Here is a 15,660-nt window from a genome sequence, read left to right as displayed (position 1 = left end):
CGCGACGCCCGCGCACCCGCACCAGGAACAACAGCCGCGGGACCGGACTCAGTTGTCGGGCGAACGCAGCACCCGCAGATGCCCCCGCCGCGCGACCTCCATCGGATCGGCGGCGCGTGCTCCGCCCCCGCCCGCCTCGGCCGCCCGCTGCTGCGGACGGGCCGCCTCGCGTACGGCGTTGGCAAGCGCTTCCAGGTCGTCCCCGCTGGGACGGGCCGGAGCCGAACCGTCCAACAGCCGTACGACCTCCCACCCGCGCGGGGCGGTGAGGCGCTCGGAGTGCTCCGCGCACAGGTCGTAGCAGTGGGGTTCGGCGTAGGTGGCGAGCGGGCCGAGGACCGCGGTCGAGTCGGCGTAGACGTACGTCAGCGTCGCTACGGCGGGACGGCCGCAAGCGGTGCGCGAACAGCGACGTACAGGGCTCACGACGTTGGACGGTACCGCACTCTTGAGCGGGCCGCGACGACTCTCCCCCAGGTCACCCCACCGTGTCGTGTTGTGAAACACCCCACACGCCCCTTTCACCCCAAGCCACTGACCTGCGCGGGAACCTTCCTTCGAGATTCCGCACGCGTTCGAATCCGGTCACCACTCACCACAAACCCCACCAATAACCACGAGCTCGACGGTCCCGGAGAGATACGGAAACGAGCCCAACCTTGGCTGGAATGGTCATCTGCCGACATGCCGTACGAGCGGGCCGACGTCACCCGACCGCACCCGGCGATCCGCCACGCGCCCCGCACGGGGACTACCCTTCACCAGTGATGGACACCCCCGTACCGCCCCGTGCCGTCGGCCCCGGGCCCCGCCGCCGTGATCGCCACGGTCGGGGTATGCGCGGCCCGATCGCACCGCCCCAGGTTCCCCTGGCCGCGAGCCGCGCCGACGCCTTCGCCGATCTGGTGCAGGACTCGGTGGAACGCCTCGAACGCCGCTGGCCCCAGCTGGCCGACATGGACTTCCTGGTCCTGGAGGTCCCACGCCTGGACGGCCCCGGCCGCACCTGGAACGACGAGGCGGTCCCCCTCGGTGGCACCATCCCCGCACGCGAGGGGCGCCCCGCCCGGGTGGTCATCTATCGCCGCCCGGTGGAGATCCGCACCAAGGGCCGGGACGAGCGGGCCGCGCTGGTCCACGAGGTGGTCGTGGAGCAGGTGGCCGAGCTGCTGGGCCTGACACCGGAGACGGTGGACCCCCGCTACGGCGAGGACTGACACCCCTGTGCGAGCGGCAGACGCGGGCCGTCGCGCAGGCCGCCCGCGGGGACCCGCACCGCGTCCCTACTCCTGCAGCACCGACAGATCCTCGTCCGCCTCCGGCACGGCGACCATCCCCCGGTCGTCCGGCAGCGTCTGCACCGTGAACCCGGGCACGCCCTCCGCCGACACCGCAAGCGTCCGAGCCGCGTAGACCGGGCCACCCGACACCGTCTCCACCGTCAGCGCGTACGTGCCCTTCAGACCACCCGGCACCGGTACGTCCAGGTCCTGGGTGGTTCCGGACTTGATCGTGTACGTCTTCGAGGTCGCCGTACCGGCCCCACCGCCCGACGCCGTCACCTTGATCCGCGCCGACCGGAAGGGCGCCGCCACGGACAGCGTCGTGCCCTTGGCCCTGTTGTCCACCACGGTCGCGCGTGCGCCCACCGGTCGGCTCGCCGGGATGAACGCGGTCTCCTGCTTGGCACCCGACCCGCGAACCACCCGCAGCGCGGCCACCACCGGCACGGACCGGTCCGTGGGCGTCAGCACCAGGGATCCCGCCTCCCCCCGCATGACGTCGCCGAGGTCCACGGCACTCGTCATCCCGGCCTTGACGTGCAGCGTCTCGTGCCCGGCGGGCGTGATCGCCCCGGACGGGGAGGCGAGCCGCACCTTCAGGTCCGCGTCCGCGTCCCCCGGCGTGAAGGCGACCAGCCGCACGGCCTTGGCGTCCTTCGGTATGCCGGGCAGCACCAGGCTCCCCGCGGGATCGGCGGACGCCGCCAGCCAGTCCCCGCCGAGCTTGTCGTCCAGCGCCTGCACCGAGGCCCCCACCCGGCCACTGCGCACGCTCACGTGCACGGTCACGTTGTCCTGCTTCTCACCGGTGAGCGTGGACAGCAGGACCGGCTCGCCCGAATGCGGCTGCACCGTGATCCCCTCCCCCACCGTGGTCTCCAGGGCGCCGTCCTTGCCGTACAGCTCGATGTCGACGACGGCTGCCGAGTCGTCGGGGTTGGTCAGATGCACGTAGTCCGTGCGGTCGGCGGCCGTACTGGCACCGGGGAACCAGAACTCGGTGTCGGGCTCGACGCAGTTGACGCCCTGCAGGCCGCGCCCCGAGCCCGCGGCGACCCGGGTGGTCTCCTGGACGGTCCAACCGGGCGCGAACTTCCCGTCAGCGGTCCCGATCAGGGCCGGCGATGCGGCCCCGGACGCGTCCGCGGTGACCGGCGCACCCACCTTCTCGGCCTCAAGGACGGGCTTGCCGGCCTTACCCGCCGCACCGGCCTCGCCCGTCCTGCCGTCGGCCTTGTCCTTGCCGCCCGCACCGGTCCCCGACGCCTGCGCAGCGGACCGCAGTCGGGCCTTCCCGCCGCTCCCCGTCCCCTTGGTGACGGGCGTGAACGACGTGTACGTCGTCTCGGCGAGGTCCGAGCTGCTCGGCGCCGGACACACCAGGCTCGTACGCTCCACGGGCAGCTCGGCGGCCGTCTTGGCGGTGTCCGTGCCGGACGCGTCCGGCGTGGTGAGCGCCGCGAACCCGGTGACGGCGGCGAGGGCGCCGGTACCGGCGATCAGGGAGAGGGTCGTGCGCTTCACTGCTGGCTCCCGTCGGAACGCTCACTGCCGTGCTGGTGCTGCTGCCCGGGGTCGTACGAGCCGTCGTAGCCCTGCTGGTACGTCTGGTCGTAGGAGGCGTCGTAGGTCTGGTCGTACCCGCCCGTGGCGGACTGCCCGCCGTACCCGTACGGGTCGTACTGGCCGCCGCCCTGGTACGGGTCCGGCTGGTACGGCTGGTCGTAGGCACCGCCCTCGGGGTACTGCGGACCGCCGTGGTACTGCTCACCGCTGTAGGTGCCGTACTCGGCGCCCACGTAACCGGGCGCGTCCTTCCCCCAGCCCTGGGCGCCCTCGTCCGCTCTCGTCCCGGCCCCGTACGACTGCTGGTGGGGAATCGCCACGGGCGGCTGCTGCCCGGGGGGAGCCGGGAAGTCCCCGTCCTGCCCGGTCTCTTCGGACTCCGCCTGGGCGCGCAGCCGACGGGCCCGTCGGCCCTCGCCCGCCATGGCCTCGGCCGGGACGGCCGACTCCTCGGGCAGGTCGTCGTCGACGTCGCGGCGACGCCCCGGAAGAGCCATCACGACGAGGACCACGGCGAGGAAGCCCTGCGTCCACAGCCAGGCGGTGTGGCCGACCGGGTCGTCGAAGGTGACGTCGAGCCTGCCGCCGGCGGCGGGCAGTTCGAAGCCCTGGGCCCAGCCGTCGACCGTGGTCGGGGTGAGCGGCTTGCCGTCCAGGGTGGCCGTCCAGCCCTCGTCGGCGCTGTCCGCCAGACGCAGGACACGCCCTTCGGAGCCGCTCGGGACGGTGGTGTGGATCTCGACGGGCCCGGCGGCGACGGACTGGGGCTCACCCGAGTCGGCACCCGCCCCGGACTCCGAGCCGGAGACGACGGCCGCACGCGAGACCTGCCGGTCGACCCGCCACAGCGCGCTGCCGTGCTGCTCGCTCAGCCGCGACAGACCGGGCGTGGCGTCCAGCACGCGCGCGACCTCGCGCGGGGCGCCCTTGTGGACCAGGACGTAACGCACCGCGAACGCGCCCAACTGGTCGGCCTGGTCGGCGCCGGAACCGGCGACGAGGTTGGCGACGATCTTGTCGCGCTTGGCGTTCCCCCCGTCGGCCGCGGCGAGTTCGGCGTCTCCGAGGCGGGCGCCGGAGCCGCGGACGAGCATGTAGGCGACGTGGGCCGCGGAGTCGCTGTCGAGGACGAGGGTGCGGGCCTGGTCGCGGGTGTTGCTCTCCTCGGCGACGAACGCCGGCACCTGCACGGGGTCCCGGCGCTCCAGGGGGTTGTCGGCGCCGCGGATCATCCAGCCGACGGCGACGAGCAGCGGACCCGCTGCGGCCGCGAAGGCGATCAGCGCGGCGACCGGCTGGCGCCAGCCGAAGCTCTGCTCGGCGACACGCGAGCGTGCCCCGTCCGCGCCGAGCAGGGCGGCGGCCAGGAGCGCGATGCCGTAGACGAGGGTGGCGGGACCGGCCCAGGTCGAGCTGTTGGACAGGACCGCGAAGACGAGGCCCACCAGGGCGACCGCCCAGGCGGCCAGGATTCCCGACTGGCGCTCGGAACGCAGCAGGGCGGCCAGCGCGGCCAGGACGACGCCGATGAGCATGAACCCGCTGACGGTGCCCGGCCCGCCGGGGCTGACGCCCAGCAGATCCACGGCGGACGCCGCGGAGGCGCCATACTCCAGACCGGCCTCCTGGAAGAAGCCGAACGGGAGCAGCGACAGCGACCAGGGTGCGAGGACCAGCAGGGGAACCCCGAGCTGGGCCAGGAGGCGCAGACCGTAGGCCGTGATGTCGGTGCGGCGCACGACCAGGAGTGCGGCCCCGAGCAGCAGCGCGATCGGCCACACGATCGGGGTGAAGGCCGTGGTGATCGTCAACAGCAGCGCGTACGCCCAGGTCGCGCGCCAACTGCCGCGGGCTCCGGTGCCGTTCGCCAGGCCGCTCGCGGCGATGCCCGCGCGTGCGATGAGCGGCAGCAGCACGGCGAGTACGGCGGTGCCGATGCGACCGCCGGCGAGGGCGCCGGTGACGGCCGGCAGGAAGGCGTAGGCGACGGCCGCCCACGCGCGCAGGAGACGGGACTCGACGAGCGGGCGGGAGGCGAAGTAGGCGGTGAGACCGGCCAGCGGCACCGAGCAGACCAGCAGGACGGTGACCGCGAGCCCGGTCGAGCCCAGCAGTGCGGAGGCGAGCATCGCCACGATCGCCAGATACGGCGGCGCCGACGAGGTGCCCCCGGCACCCACCGGATGCCAGGCGTCCAGATAACGGGACCACAGCTCGCCGGAGTCGGCCGGGGCGGGCAGCAGCGCGCCCCCGGCGAGGGCGCCACCGCCCAGGAGCCCGCGGCATGCGACCAGCGACACGAGCAGCAGCATCAGGAAGAGCACCGGGCCGGGCTTGCGGGCGATGCGCTTGAGGCGGCCGAACTGCTCTATCTCCAGGAAGTCGGCGTCGTCGCCGCCGGGTCCGGACTCGATCGCGCCGCCGTGCCGTCCCGCGCCTGCGGCCGCCTCGGAGTCGGAGCTGCCGACCAGGCTGCCCGCGGCCTGCTCGACGGTGGCCCGCACGGTCGCGCCGGGCGGCGGGAACAGTGCCCGCAGCTCGGCCTTGTCGATGACCGGGGTTCCGCGCCTGCGCCGCCCGGCGATGATCCGCTCGGGCCGCAGCAGGGTGCCCATGAGGCCGCGGATCTCGTCGAGGGCCTGTCCGGGGACCTTGCCGACGAGGTAGGCCAGCGTCCGCAGGACCGTGCCGAGCACCAGGCGGAGCAGGACCCAGGGCAGCACGGCCGTGCGCGTGTTGACGAGCAGGGTGTAGACGGCGCCCGCCTTGTCGACCTTGTGCGGGGAGGCGGCGGTGCGGCCCACGCAGTCGACGGTGCGGCGCTCGCGGGAGGCCGCCTCGGCGTGTCGTACGACCGCCTCGGGGGCGACGAGGACGCGGTGGCCGGCGGCGGTGGCGCGCCAGCACAGGTCGACGTCGTCGCGCATCAGGGGCAGGCGTCGGTCGAAGCCGCCGAGTTCTTCGAAGACGTCGCGCCGGATCAGCATGCCGGCGGTGGACACGGACAGCACGGACCGGACGTGGTCGTGCTGGCCCTGGTCCTGTTCACGACGGTCCAGGCCGGTCCAGCGGCGACCGGAGTTGGCGATGGTGACGCCCACTTCCAGCAGCTGTCGGCGGTCGTACCAGCCGCGCAGCTTGGGGCCGACGACGGCCACGTCGTCGCGGCCGAGCTCGTACTCGTTCTCCACGACGCGCAGCAGCTGGGCCAGGGCGTCGGGTTCGGGGGCGCAGTCGTCGTGCAGGAGCCAGAGCCACTGCACCGGCTCCCCGTGGGGGAGTTCGGGCATGTCGTAGGCGTCGTCTCGCCACGTGCGCGTGACGGGGTCCCAGCCGCTCGGCCGCTTCAGGTACGTCAGCTCGTCCGGGGTGAGGACGGGGGCGCTGCGGTTGGCCTCCTCGACGGCCTGGCCGAACCCGGTGCGCCGGGCGAGGTGCAGTACGCGGTCGTCGCCGAGGGCGTCGGTGACCAGCTGCGCGGAGTGATCCGCGCTGCCGGTGTCGGCCGCGACGGCGAACTGGACGGGGCGCTCCTGGCCGAGCAGCCCGGCGAGCGCGTCGGGCAGCCAGCGGGCGCCGTCGTGGGAGACGAGCACCGCGGTCACCACATGACGCGGAAACTCAGGTGCGGCAGCGGGGTCGTGAAGGGCTGCCGGATGGCTGTGCACGGACATCGAGGTACGGGCCCCGGTTCGATGGACTGCGGTGGACGCCTGTGCCCCAAGGGGGCAGCGGTGCCTCTCGGACGAGCGACCACACTATCGGCTGGGCATGACGGCGGCCCGCCGCCTGTGGATAACCCACCTGCGACGGGCCGTGCGTGACGTTTCCGGGTGCGGAAGTGAGCCGTTTCGTCAGACGGCGGCCTTCTTCAGGCGTCGGCGTTCGCGCTCGGACAGACCGCCCCAGATGCCGAAGCGCTCGTCGTTGGCGAGGGCGTATTCGAGGCACTCGGAGCGGACCTCGCAGGCGAGGCAGACCTTCTTGGCCTCGCGGGTCGAGCCGCCCTTCTCGGGGAAGAAGGACTCGGGGTCGGTCTGGGCGCACAGCGCGCGCTCCTGCCAGCCGAGTTCCTCGTCCGCGTCGTCGACCAGCAGTTGCTGCACCAGCTCGGTCATGTGCGCCCCTCGTCAGTCCTTCGCGTCCCCGTGATGTTGCCGTTACCGATTTCGGCTGAACGACACGAGTGAAATTACAAGTGTGCTGCTCCGGGCGAGTCAAGCCGAGATCTGCTATTGAGCCCCTTATTCACTCTGCGGAACCAAGGCCTAGCGGAAAGTGTTCAAATCGTCCTAAACCTTGACAAGCAGACAGGGCCCGCACGGGTGTCCCCTCCTCCGCAGAGCCTGTACGGAAAAGGACGCCCAGAAGTTCGGTCTCGTTGCACGCGCGTACAGAAGCGAACCGGATCACAGTCGGATCACAGGATCGCAACGACGCCCATGCGCTCCCGGTTGTGCGCCATGTGTCCCGACAACCCCGTGCACAAACCTTTCACCACTCAGATGAACCGGATGAGGTGAAACATGTCCCACATCGCCGGGCGTCGAGTTGACACCGAAGGCATGAACCGATGTCCTTATGGGCATGCTCGCGTACTCGGCACTCACCTCGACCCGCACCGCCGGGTCCCACGGTGCTGCCCGCGCTCGCTGTAGCTGTTGCTGTCCCAGCTGTTGAGCCACACCTGCTCCAGCTGTAGGCCGAGCCACCCTTCCCTCGGCTCTCGTTCCCTCTGACCTTTTCTCACTGAGGAACCACCCACCCCATGAACAGCGACAGCGACCTTCAGATCGCCGGCGACATCCTCGAAGTCCCCCACCTCCTCCAGGCACCGCGCGAGCACCCGGCGACCGTCGCCGAGTTCGTCGGCCTGGCCCGCTCCATCGCGGCCGACCGCTCCCAGTGGGAGCACCTCGTCCAGTACGACGCCACCACGCGCTGGTACCACCGGCTGCGCACCGGCCCCGGCTACGAGGTGTGGCTGCTGTCCTGGGTCCCGGGACAGGGCAGCGGACTGCACGACCACGGCCGGTCCTCCGGCGTCCTCACCGTCCTGGACGGGACGCTGACCGAGCGCACCGAGCGGGGTACGCGCGTGCTGGGGGCAGGCGCCCAGCAGGTCTTCGCGCCGGGTCACCTGCACGAGGTGGCGAACGACGCCCTGGAACCGGCGGTGAGCCTGCACGTGTACTACCCGGGCCTGACCGAGATGCCGATGCACACCACCCGGGCGTGCGAGGCCCGGGTGGAGCCGCGTGCGGTGACTGCCTGACGCGTTGTCGTACCCGCCTGCAAGACTGCTTCCATGCGCATTGTGGTTCTGGCAGGCGGCATCGGTGGTGCCCGGTTCCTGCGTGGTCTGAAGCGGGCCGTGCCGGACGCGGACATCACCGTCATCGGCAACACCGGCGACGACATCCACCTCTTCGGCCTGAAGGTCTGCCCGGACCTCGACACGGTGATGTACACGCTGGGCGGCGGCATCAACGAGGAGCAGGGCTGGGGCCGGGCCGAGGAGACCTTCCATCTCAAGGAGGAGCTCGCGGCGTACGGGGTCGGGCCGGAGTGGTTCGGGCTGGGCGACCGGGACTTCGCCACGCACATCGTGCGGACGCAGATGATCGGCGCCGGATATCCGCTGAGCGCCGTGACGGAGGCGCTGTGCGACCGATGGAAGCCCGGCGTCCGTCTCATCCCGATGACCGACGACCGCGTGGAGACCCATGTCGCCGTCGAGGTGGACGGCGAACGCAAGGCCGTGCACTTCCAGGAGTACTGGGTGCGGCTGCGCGCCGCCGTGCCGGCGGAGGCGATCGTGCCGGTGGGCGCGGACCAGGCCAAGCCGGCGCCGGGCGTCCTTGAGGCCGTCGCCGAGGCCGACGTCATCCTCTTCCCGCCGTCGAACCCGGTCGTCTCGGTCGGCACGATCCTCGCCGTGCCGGGCATCCGGGAGGCGATCGCCGACGCCGGGGTGCCCGTGGTGGGCCTGTCCCCCATCGTCGGGGACGCCCCCGTGCGCGGGATGGCCGACAAGGTGCTCGCGGCGGTCGGCGTGGAGTCGACGGCGGCGGCGGTCGCCGAGCACTACGGCTCGGGTCTCCTCGACGGCTGGCTGGTCGACACCGTGGACGCCGGGACCGTCGAGCGGGTCGAGGCGGCCGGTATCCGTTGCCGGGCCGTGCCGCTGATGATGACCGACGTCGACGCGGCCGCGCAGATGGCCCGCGAGGCGCTGGCGCTGGCGGAGGAGGTGCGAAGCGCTTGAGCGGTGTGTCGAGCGACGGGCCCGGTGACATCTCGGTGAAGGGGTACCGGGTCTGGCCCGTCTCCGGGATTCCCGAGATCCAGCCGGGCGACGACCTCGCGAAGCTGATCGCCGCGGCCGAGCCCGGCCTCGCCGACGGGGACGTGCTCCTGGTCACCTCGAAGATCGTCTCCAAGGCGGAGGGGCGCGTCGTCGAGGCGGCCGACCGGGAGGCGGCGATCGACGCGGAGACCGTCCGGGTCGTGGCGCGTCGCGGCGCCCTCCGTATCGTCGAGAACCGGCAGGGGCTCGTGATGGCAGCCGCCGGTGTCGACGCCTCCAACACCCCCGCCGGGACGGTGTTGTTGCTGCCCGAGGATCCCGACTCGTCCGCACGGGCGATCCGCGACGGCCTGCGCGACGCCCTCGGTGTCACCGTCGGGGTCGTCGTCACCGACACCTTCGGGCGACCTTGGCGCGCGGGGCTCACAGACGTGGCGATCGGCGCCGCCGGGGTGCGTGTGCTCGACGATCTGCGCGGCGGCACGGACGCGCACGGCAATCCGCTCAGCGCGACCGTCGTGGCGACGGCGGACGAACTCGCCGCCGCCGGTGACCTGGTGAAGGGGAAGGCCGCCGGCCTGCCCGTCGCCGTGGTGCGCGGGCTGGCGCACACCGTGGCCGAGGAGCACGGGGAGGGCGCGCGGGCGCTGGTGCGCGGCGCGCGCGACGACATGTTCCGGCTGGGGACGTCGGAGGCGGTGCGCGAGGCGGTCACCCAGCGGCGGACCGTACGGGCCTTCACCGACGAGCCCGTCGATCCCGGCGCCGTACGAAGAGCGGTCGCGGCGGCCGTGACGGCGCCGGCACCGCATCACACGACACCGTGGCGGTTCGTGCTGCTGGAGTCGGAGGAGTCGCGGGTGCGGCTGCTCGACGCGATGCGGGACGCGTGGATCGCCGATCTGCGACGGGACGGCAAGAGCGAGGAGTCCATCACCAAACGGGTGCGCCGCGGGGACGTGCTGCGCAACGCGCCGTACCTGGTGGTGCCCTGCCTGGTCATGGACGGCTCGCACACCTACGGCGACCCTCGGCGGGACGGGGCCGAGCGGGAGATGTTCGTCGTCGCCGCCGGCGCCGGGGTGCAGAACTTCCTGGTCGCGCTGGCCGGGGAGCGGCTGGGCTCGGCCTGGGTGTCGTCGACGATGTTCTGCCGGGACGTGGTGCGCCAGGTGCTCGGGCTGCCACAGGACTGGGACCCGATGGGAGCGGTGGCGGTCGGTCATCCGGCCGAGGAGCCCCGGCCCCGTCCGGATCGGGACGCGGGGGCGTTCATCGAGGTGCGGTGACAGCGCACCGGCCGCGGGGCGGACGACCGCGGTCGCGGTTCGTGAGGCGGGCCGTCTCCCGCCTCACACTCCTCGGCACACACACCGCGGGGCGCCACGGAACCGCATAGGCTCGTAACTCTCATCGGTCTCTGATCGCATCCCGGGGTTTGTCGTGGCAGGACGTTTCGCTCCTCGGCCCACGCGTACGACAGTGCGCGGTGGCCATGTCGCCGTGCCCCCGGGGATACCCCGGCAGGCTCATACGCCCGCGCGTGAGCGGACCTGGGTGCCCGACGAGCCGGTCGATCTCGGGCTCGTGCTCGGGCCGCTGCGGCGAGGGCCGGGGGATCCGACGTTCCGGGCGACGCCGGACGGGTCCGTGTGGCGGGCCACCCGTACGCCCGTCGGGCCCGGGACGCTGCGGGTCACCGCGCGAGGGGCCGGCGTACGGGGTGAGGCGTGGGGTCCGGGGGCCGAGTGGCTGCTGGAGCAGTTGCCGGAGCTGCTCGGGGCCGCCGACGACCCGTCCGTCTTCGTGCCGCGGCATCGGCTGGTGGCGTTGGCCCGGCACCGACGACCGGGGCTGCGGTTGACGCGGACCGGGCTGGTGCTGGAGTCGTTGATCCCGTCGATCCTGGAGCAGAAGGTCACGGCCGACGAGGCGTACCGGGCGTGGCGGTTGCTGGTGCGGAAGTACGGCGAGCCGGCGCCGGGCCCGGCGCCCGCGCGGATGTGTGTGATGCCGGATGCGCACACCTGGCGGATGATCCCGTCCTGGGAGTGGCATCGGGCGGGGGTCGACAACAAGCGGGCGTCCACGATCCTGCGGGCCGTACGGGTCGCCGCGCGGCTGGAGGAGGCGGTGCGGATGCCTCCGGCGCAGGCGCAGGCCCGGCTGGAGGTCGTACCGGGGATCGGGCCGTGGACATCGGCGGAGGTCGTGCAGCGCAGCCATGGGGCGCCGGACGCGGTGACCGTGGGGGACCTGCATCTGCCGGGGATCGTGGGGTGGGCGCTCGCCGGCGACCGGGACGCGGACGACTCCGTGATGCTGGAGCTGCTGGAGCCGTACGCGGGGCAGCGACATCGGGCGGCTCGGCTGATCCTGCTGAGCGGGCGGGTGCCGGAGCGGCGGGCACCGCGGATGTACCGGGCGGACATCGGGCGGTTGTGACGGGGCGCGCGCCGCGGTTGCCGTGGTGTGCGTCGCCCCCCGCCTCCCGGGCTCCTGCGGCCGCGCGGTCCGCGCCCCACGCCCCACGCCCCACGCCCCCGGTATGGTCCGAACGACAGGCCCCTAAAGGTCCGGCGAGAACCGCACCGCGCCCGCCGGGATCCGCGCGTCGCACCACACCCGCGCGCCCTCGGCCAGCTCGTTGTCGGCGCCGATCACCGCACCGTCGCCGATGACCGTGCCGGTGAGGACGGCGCGTTCGCCGACCCGGGCGCGAGTGCCGATGAGGGAATCGGTGATGACCGCGCCGGGTTCGATGACGGCGCCCGGCAGGATCGTGCTGCCGAAGACGCGCGCGCCCTCGGCCACGAAGGCGCCCTCGCCCACCACCGTGCCGCCGGTCAGCTTGGCGTCGGGGGCCACCCTGGCCGTGGGGAGGATCAGGCGGTCGCCGCAGCGGCCGGGGACGGCGGGGGAAGGAGCCCGGCCCAGCACGAGGTCGGCCGAGCCGCGAACGAAGGCGGCGGGGGTGCCCAGGTCGAGCCAGTAGGTCGAGTCGACCATGCCCTGGAGGTGGGCACCGGCCGCGAGGAGGTCCGGGAAGGTCTCGCGTTCCACCGAGACCGGGCGGCCCGCCGGGATCGTGTCGATGAGCGAGCGGCGAAAGACGTACGCCCCCGCGTTGATCTGGTCGGTGACGATCTCCTCCGGCGTCTGGGGCTTCTCAAGGAAGGCGGTCACCCGGCCCGTGCCGTCGGTGGGGACCAGGCCGTACGCCCTCGGGTCCGTCACCTTGGTGAGGTGGAGCGAGACGTCCGCGCCCGTCGTCTCGTGGGTGCGGACCAGGGCCCTGATGTCGAGGCCCGTCAGGATGTCGCCGTTGAAGATCAGGACCGGGTCGTCGGGCCCGGAGTGGAGACGCGAGGCCACGTTGCGGATGGCGCCGCCCGTGCCGAGGGGCTCCTCCTCCGTCACGTACTCCAGGTGGAGTCCGAGCGCCGAGCCGTCGCCGAAGTAGGGCTCGAAGACCTCGGCCAGGTACGACGTCGCGAGGACGATGTGCTCGACGCCCGCCGCTCTCGCTCTCGCCAACTGGTGCGTGAGGAACGGGACCCCGGCCGCCGGAACCATGGGCTTCGGCGTGTGCACGGTGAGCGGGCGCAACCGCGTGCCCTTGCCGCCGACCAGGAGGATCGCTTCTGTCACCTGTCGTCTCTGCTTCCTGCCGGGACCGGCCGAACTGTCTTTCGGCCGGCCAGTGTATGCAGACCGTTGTGCGGCGCCTTCGACGGCAGTGCGGCAGTGCTCCCGCTCTTCGTCCCCCGACGGCGGTGAATACGTCCTCGCGGTCACCGCTTCTCCCACCCTCCCCGGGGTGGACCGGCCCGCCTCAGCGTCCCTGGTAGCGGGCCGCCGCGGCACGGGCCGTGCCGAGCTTGCGGTAGAGCTGCCATCCCGGGCACTCCGTGGAGTATCCGTCCCGATGGCCGGAGATCGTATTCAGTCGTACGTTCTTTCCCTTTCGGTAGAGATTGCCACCACCGGACTTCAGGTATGTCTTTCCACGGGGATTGACGCCGAAGAGCCCCAACTTCCATGCGGTGAGCCGGGCGATGGCCTTCACCGAGGCGCTGGACGGCTTGGTGGTGCCGTAACTGCCGAGGACGGCGATGCCCATGCTGTTGGAGTTGAAACCGAGGGTGTGGGCACCCAGGACGGGCTTCGCCACTCCCCCGGCCCGCCCCTCGTAGATGTTTCCGCACTTGTCGACGAGGAAGTTGTAGCCGATGTCGCGCCAGCCCATGCTCTTGACGTGGTAGCGGTAGATACCGCGAATGAGCGAGCCGACCTGTGAGCACCGGTACCCGCCGCCGGTCGCCGTGTGGTGCACGAAGGCCGCCTTCACCTTCTTCGTGTAGGCGAACTGCCGCTCCCGCCAGCTCTCGTTCGCGCCCCAGCCCCGCCGAGTCACGACACGGGGTCGCGGGCCGATGTAGGGCTTCGCCCGCTGTTCCTGCGTCAGTTCGTCACCGCGCAGGGCGAGCAGTTCCCGCTCGGTCTCGGCCCGGCCGAGCGCGGGGATCTCGGCGGCGCCGAGGGGCGCGAGTTCGAGGTTGGCGGTGGAGGCGGCCGCGTCGGCGGCCGAGGACCCGGCGAGGGTCTCGGTGGTCTCGCCGGTCTCGGCGGTCAGGGATCCGGGGCGGGGGGCGCCGGCGGGGTCCTCCGGCGCGGGGGCGGGGTCGCCGGGATCGACGAGTTCGAGTCGTAGTCCCTCGGGCAGCGGGGAGGCGACGTCGACGCCGGTACCGGTGGCAGCCGGGTCCGGAGTCGGGTCACCGCCGCCCCGTACGGACTCCTCACCCCGGACCGGGACGGCTTCCGCGGTGACCCGCACCTCCACGCCGTCCGACCGCCCCACCCACAACGGTGCCGTGGAGCCGCGCACTCGGCCGGAGGTGCGCTCGGCGGTGCCCGGGTCGGCCGCGTGGTCCGCGTTGTGCGTCTCGACGTCCTGCCAGCCGGACCAGGCACCGGTGCCGACCGCGCGGGTGCGGACCTGGACGCGGCCGTGCAGTTCGACGTCCGGGTCGTCCCAGATGACACCGACGAGGGAGAAGTGCGGTACGTCCCGGCGGGTCAGGCCCTGTTCCACGGGCCTACCGGCGACGCGGTCGCGGCTGCGGGGGGCGAGGGGCAGCGACTGGGTGCTGCCTGGCACGTAGGGCTCGGCGGCACGGCGCTCCGAACCCACCGGCGCACGCGTGGCCACTTCCACGCCGGGCGCCGGTCTCGCGGTCGCGGCGAGGGCGGGTGGGGTGAGCGGGAGGGCGAGAGCGACCGCGCATGTGACACCGATCGAAGAAGCAAGGAATCCACGCATGTTTCTGATATTGGGCAAATTCACACAAACTTGTCCATCGGCGAACTGACGGGCCGTCGGCGCACCCTTCCCCCGAACCGGTGGCGCGAGGGCGCCCCAACGGCGGGTGCGCACCGGCGCGTCGGCGTACTCTTGCCCGAGTGAACGCCACCGATCGCACCCCTGCCGACCTGCTGCGTTCCGCGCTCGCCGCGGATCCCGGACGCCCCCTGGTGACCTTCTACGACGACGCCACCGGGGAACGCGTCGAATTGTCCGTGGCCACCTTCGCCAATTGGGTGGCCAAGACCGCGAATCTGCTCCAGGGCGATCTGGGGGCCGGCCCCGGGGACCGGGTCGCGCTGCTGCTGCCCGCGCACTGGCAGACGGCGGTGTGGCTGCTGGCGTGTTCGTCGGTGGGCACGATCGCCGACGTGGGCGGGGACCCCGCGGCGGCCGACGTGGTCGTGAGCGGTCCGGAGGGCCTGGAGGCCGCGCGGGCGTGCCGGGGCGAACGCGTCGCGTTGGCTCTACGGCCGCTGGGAGGCCGCTTCCCGCAGCCGCCGGCCGGTTTCGCCGACTACGCCGTGGAGGTGCCGAGCCAGGGAGACCGTTTCGCCCCGTTCGCTCCGGTCGACCCGGAGGATCCCGCGCTGATCGTGGCCGGCCGGGAGTTCAGCGGCGCCGAAGTGGTCGAACGGGCCCGCGCGGAGGCGACAGGCCTGGGCCTCACGGGCCCGGGCTCACGCATCCTCTCGGCCCTGCCGTACGACACCTGGGAGGGCCTCAACGCCGGCCTGTACGCGGCCCTGGCGACCGACGGCTCGGTGGTGCTGTGCCGGCACGTCGAGTCCCTGGACGAGGAGACGCTGGCCAAGCGAATCGACAGCGAACGCGTGACGACGACGGCGAGGTAGACCGAGGCGGCACACACCGAGAACCCCCGCAGGCCACCGGCGCACCCCACCGACCGTCAGCCGCCGACGGCGGTAAGGGGCCGTGCCGGGGGGTGCCCGCCCGCAGTGACCGGCGTCAAGAACCAGCACCTCTCTGCGTACCCCCACCGCCGGTCCGAGGACGGACACCCCCCGGCACGGCCCCGCCCCCCCCCCCCCCCCCCCCCCCCCCCCCCCCCCCCCCCCCCCCCCCCCCCCCCCCCCCCCCCCCCCCCCCCCCCCCCCCCCCCCCCCCCCCCC

The 15,660-nt window shown here is 72.8% G+C and carries 12 protein-coding genes; 6 read left to right on the top strand and 6 right to left on the bottom strand.

The features are described 5' to 3' along the window. Positions 1–48: 48 nt before the first annotated feature. Positions 49–426, bottom strand: coding sequence for a DUF3499 domain-containing protein (locus tag ACFYNL_RS39555; protein WP_061919307.1), 378 nt, complete (start codon positions 424–426; stop codon positions 49–51). A gap of 341 nt (positions 427–767) precedes the next feature. Here ACFYNL_RS39555 and ACFYNL_RS39550 point away from each other — a divergent pair, with 341 nt between their 5' ends. Beyond that, positions 768–1,217 (top strand): metallopeptidase family protein, encoded by a 450-nt coding sequence (locus ACFYNL_RS39550; protein ID WP_388813109.1) that lies wholly within the window; start codon positions 768–770, stop codon positions 1,215–1,217. A gap of 66 nt (positions 1,218–1,283) precedes the next feature. Here ACFYNL_RS39550 and ACFYNL_RS39545 read toward each other — a convergent pair whose 3' ends face one another. The 3 genes from ACFYNL_RS39545 to ACFYNL_RS39535 form a co-directional block, all read right to left on the bottom strand. After that, positions 1,284–2,807 carry a DUF5719 family protein gene (locus ACFYNL_RS39545; protein WP_388813080.1) on the bottom strand — a complete coding sequence of 508 codons (1,524 nt, stop codon included), beginning with the start codon at positions 2,805–2,807 and terminating at the stop codon, positions 1,284–1,286. Next, positions 2,804–6,523 carry a glycosyltransferase gene (locus ACFYNL_RS39540; RefSeq protein WP_388813078.1) on the bottom strand — a complete coding sequence of 1,240 codons (3,720 nt, stop codon included), beginning with the start codon at positions 6,521–6,523 and terminating at the stop codon, positions 2,804–2,806. The genes ACFYNL_RS39545 and ACFYNL_RS39540 overlap by 4 nt, the downstream gene beginning before the upstream one ends. A gap of 180 nt (positions 6,524–6,703) precedes the next feature. Beyond that, the gene (locus ACFYNL_RS39535) at positions 6,704–6,967 is read right to left on the bottom strand and encodes a WhiB family transcriptional regulator (protein ID WP_003975777.1); all 264 of its coding nucleotides are present in this window, start codon (positions 6,965–6,967) and stop codon (positions 6,704–6,706) included. 650 nt (positions 6,968–7,617) lie between these two features. On the opposite strand from ACFYNL_RS39535, the gene ACFYNL_RS39530 reads away from it, so the two are divergent. The 4 genes from ACFYNL_RS39530 to ACFYNL_RS39515 all read left to right on the top strand — a co-directional run bounded on the left by ACFYNL_RS39530 (position 7,618) and on the right by ACFYNL_RS39515 (position 11,604). Continuing rightward, positions 7,618–8,124 carry a cysteine dioxygenase gene (locus tag ACFYNL_RS39530; RefSeq protein ID WP_388813075.1) on the top strand — a complete coding sequence of 169 codons (507 nt, stop codon included), beginning with the start codon at positions 7,618–7,620 and terminating at the stop codon, positions 8,122–8,124. 33 nt (positions 8,125–8,157) lie between these two features. Continuing rightward, the gene (gene cofD / locus ACFYNL_RS39525; RefSeq protein ID WP_388813072.1) at positions 8,158–9,117 is read left to right on the top strand and encodes a 2-phospho-L-lactate transferase; all 960 of its coding nucleotides are present in this window, start codon (positions 8,158–8,160) and stop codon (positions 9,115–9,117) included. A 5-nt stretch (positions 9,118–9,122) separates the two neighbouring features. Beyond that, the gene (locus tag ACFYNL_RS39520; RefSeq protein ID WP_388813107.1) at positions 9,123–10,448 is read left to right on the top strand and encodes a coenzyme F420-0:L-glutamate ligase; all 1,326 of its coding nucleotides are present in this window, start codon (positions 9,123–9,125) and stop codon (positions 10,446–10,448) included. 154 nt (positions 10,449–10,602) lie between these two features. Continuing rightward, positions 10,603–11,604: a DNA-3-methyladenine glycosylase family protein gene (locus tag ACFYNL_RS39515; RefSeq protein WP_388813071.1), complete on the top strand. Its 1,002-nt coding sequence runs from the start codon at positions 10,603–10,605 to the stop codon at positions 11,602–11,604. 123 nt (positions 11,605–11,727) lie between these two features. On the opposite strand, the gene ACFYNL_RS39510 is transcribed toward ACFYNL_RS39515, so the two are convergent. Both ACFYNL_RS39510 and ACFYNL_RS39505 read right to left on the bottom strand, forming a co-directional pair. Continuing rightward, positions 11,728–12,810: a sugar phosphate nucleotidyltransferase gene (locus ACFYNL_RS39510; protein ID WP_388813069.1), complete on the bottom strand. Its 1,083-nt coding sequence runs from the start codon at positions 12,808–12,810 to the stop codon at positions 11,728–11,730. A 184-nt stretch (positions 12,811–12,994) separates the two neighbouring features. Then, positions 12,995–14,485 carry a peptidoglycan recognition protein gene (locus tag ACFYNL_RS39505; protein ID WP_388813066.1) on the bottom strand — a complete coding sequence of 497 codons (1,491 nt, stop codon included), beginning with the start codon at positions 14,483–14,485 and terminating at the stop codon, positions 12,995–12,997. Between the two features lie 140 nt (positions 14,486–14,625). On the opposite strand from ACFYNL_RS39505, the gene ACFYNL_RS39500 reads away from it, so the two are divergent. Continuing rightward, entirely contained in the window at positions 14,626–15,381 is a 756-nt protein-coding gene (locus ACFYNL_RS39500; RefSeq protein ID WP_388813064.1) for a TIGR03089 family protein, read from the top strand. Positions 15,382–15,660: the final 279 nt, after the last annotated feature.

Source organism: Streptomyces sp. NPDC007808 (assembly GCF_042868655.1).
Lineage (GTDB): Bacteria > Actinomycetota > Actinomycetes > Streptomycetales > Streptomycetaceae > Streptomyces.
The sequence above is the reverse complement of the archived record's forward strand: the minus strand, read 5'-3'. Positions and strand labels throughout refer to the sequence as shown.

What these genes read in the sequence shown, in the direction of transcription:
- ACFYNL_RS39530 (WP_388813075.1), top strand. Translation starts at nt 7,618, where the DNA reads ATGAACAGCGACAGCGACCTTCAGATCGCCGGCGACATCCTCGAAGTC.
- ACFYNL_RS39505 (WP_388813066.1), bottom strand. Translation starts at nt 14,485, where the DNA reads ATGCGTGGATTCCTTGCTTCTTCGATCGGTGTCACATGCGCGGTCGCT.
- cofD (WP_388813072.1), top strand. Translation starts at nt 8,158, where the DNA reads ATGCGCATTGTGGTTCTGGCAGGCGGCATCGGTGGTGCCCGGTTCCTG.
- ACFYNL_RS39540 (WP_388813078.1), bottom strand. Translation starts at nt 6,523, where the DNA reads ATGTCCGTGCACAGCCATCCGGCAGCCCTTCACGACCCCGCTGCCGCA.
- ACFYNL_RS39550 (WP_388813109.1), top strand. Translation starts at nt 768, where the DNA reads ATGGACACCCCCGTACCGCCCCGTGCCGTCGGCCCCGGGCCCCGCCGC.
- ACFYNL_RS39535 (WP_003975777.1), bottom strand. Translation starts at nt 6,967, where the DNA reads ATGACCGAGCTGGTGCAGCAACTGCTGGTCGACGACGCGGACGAGGAA.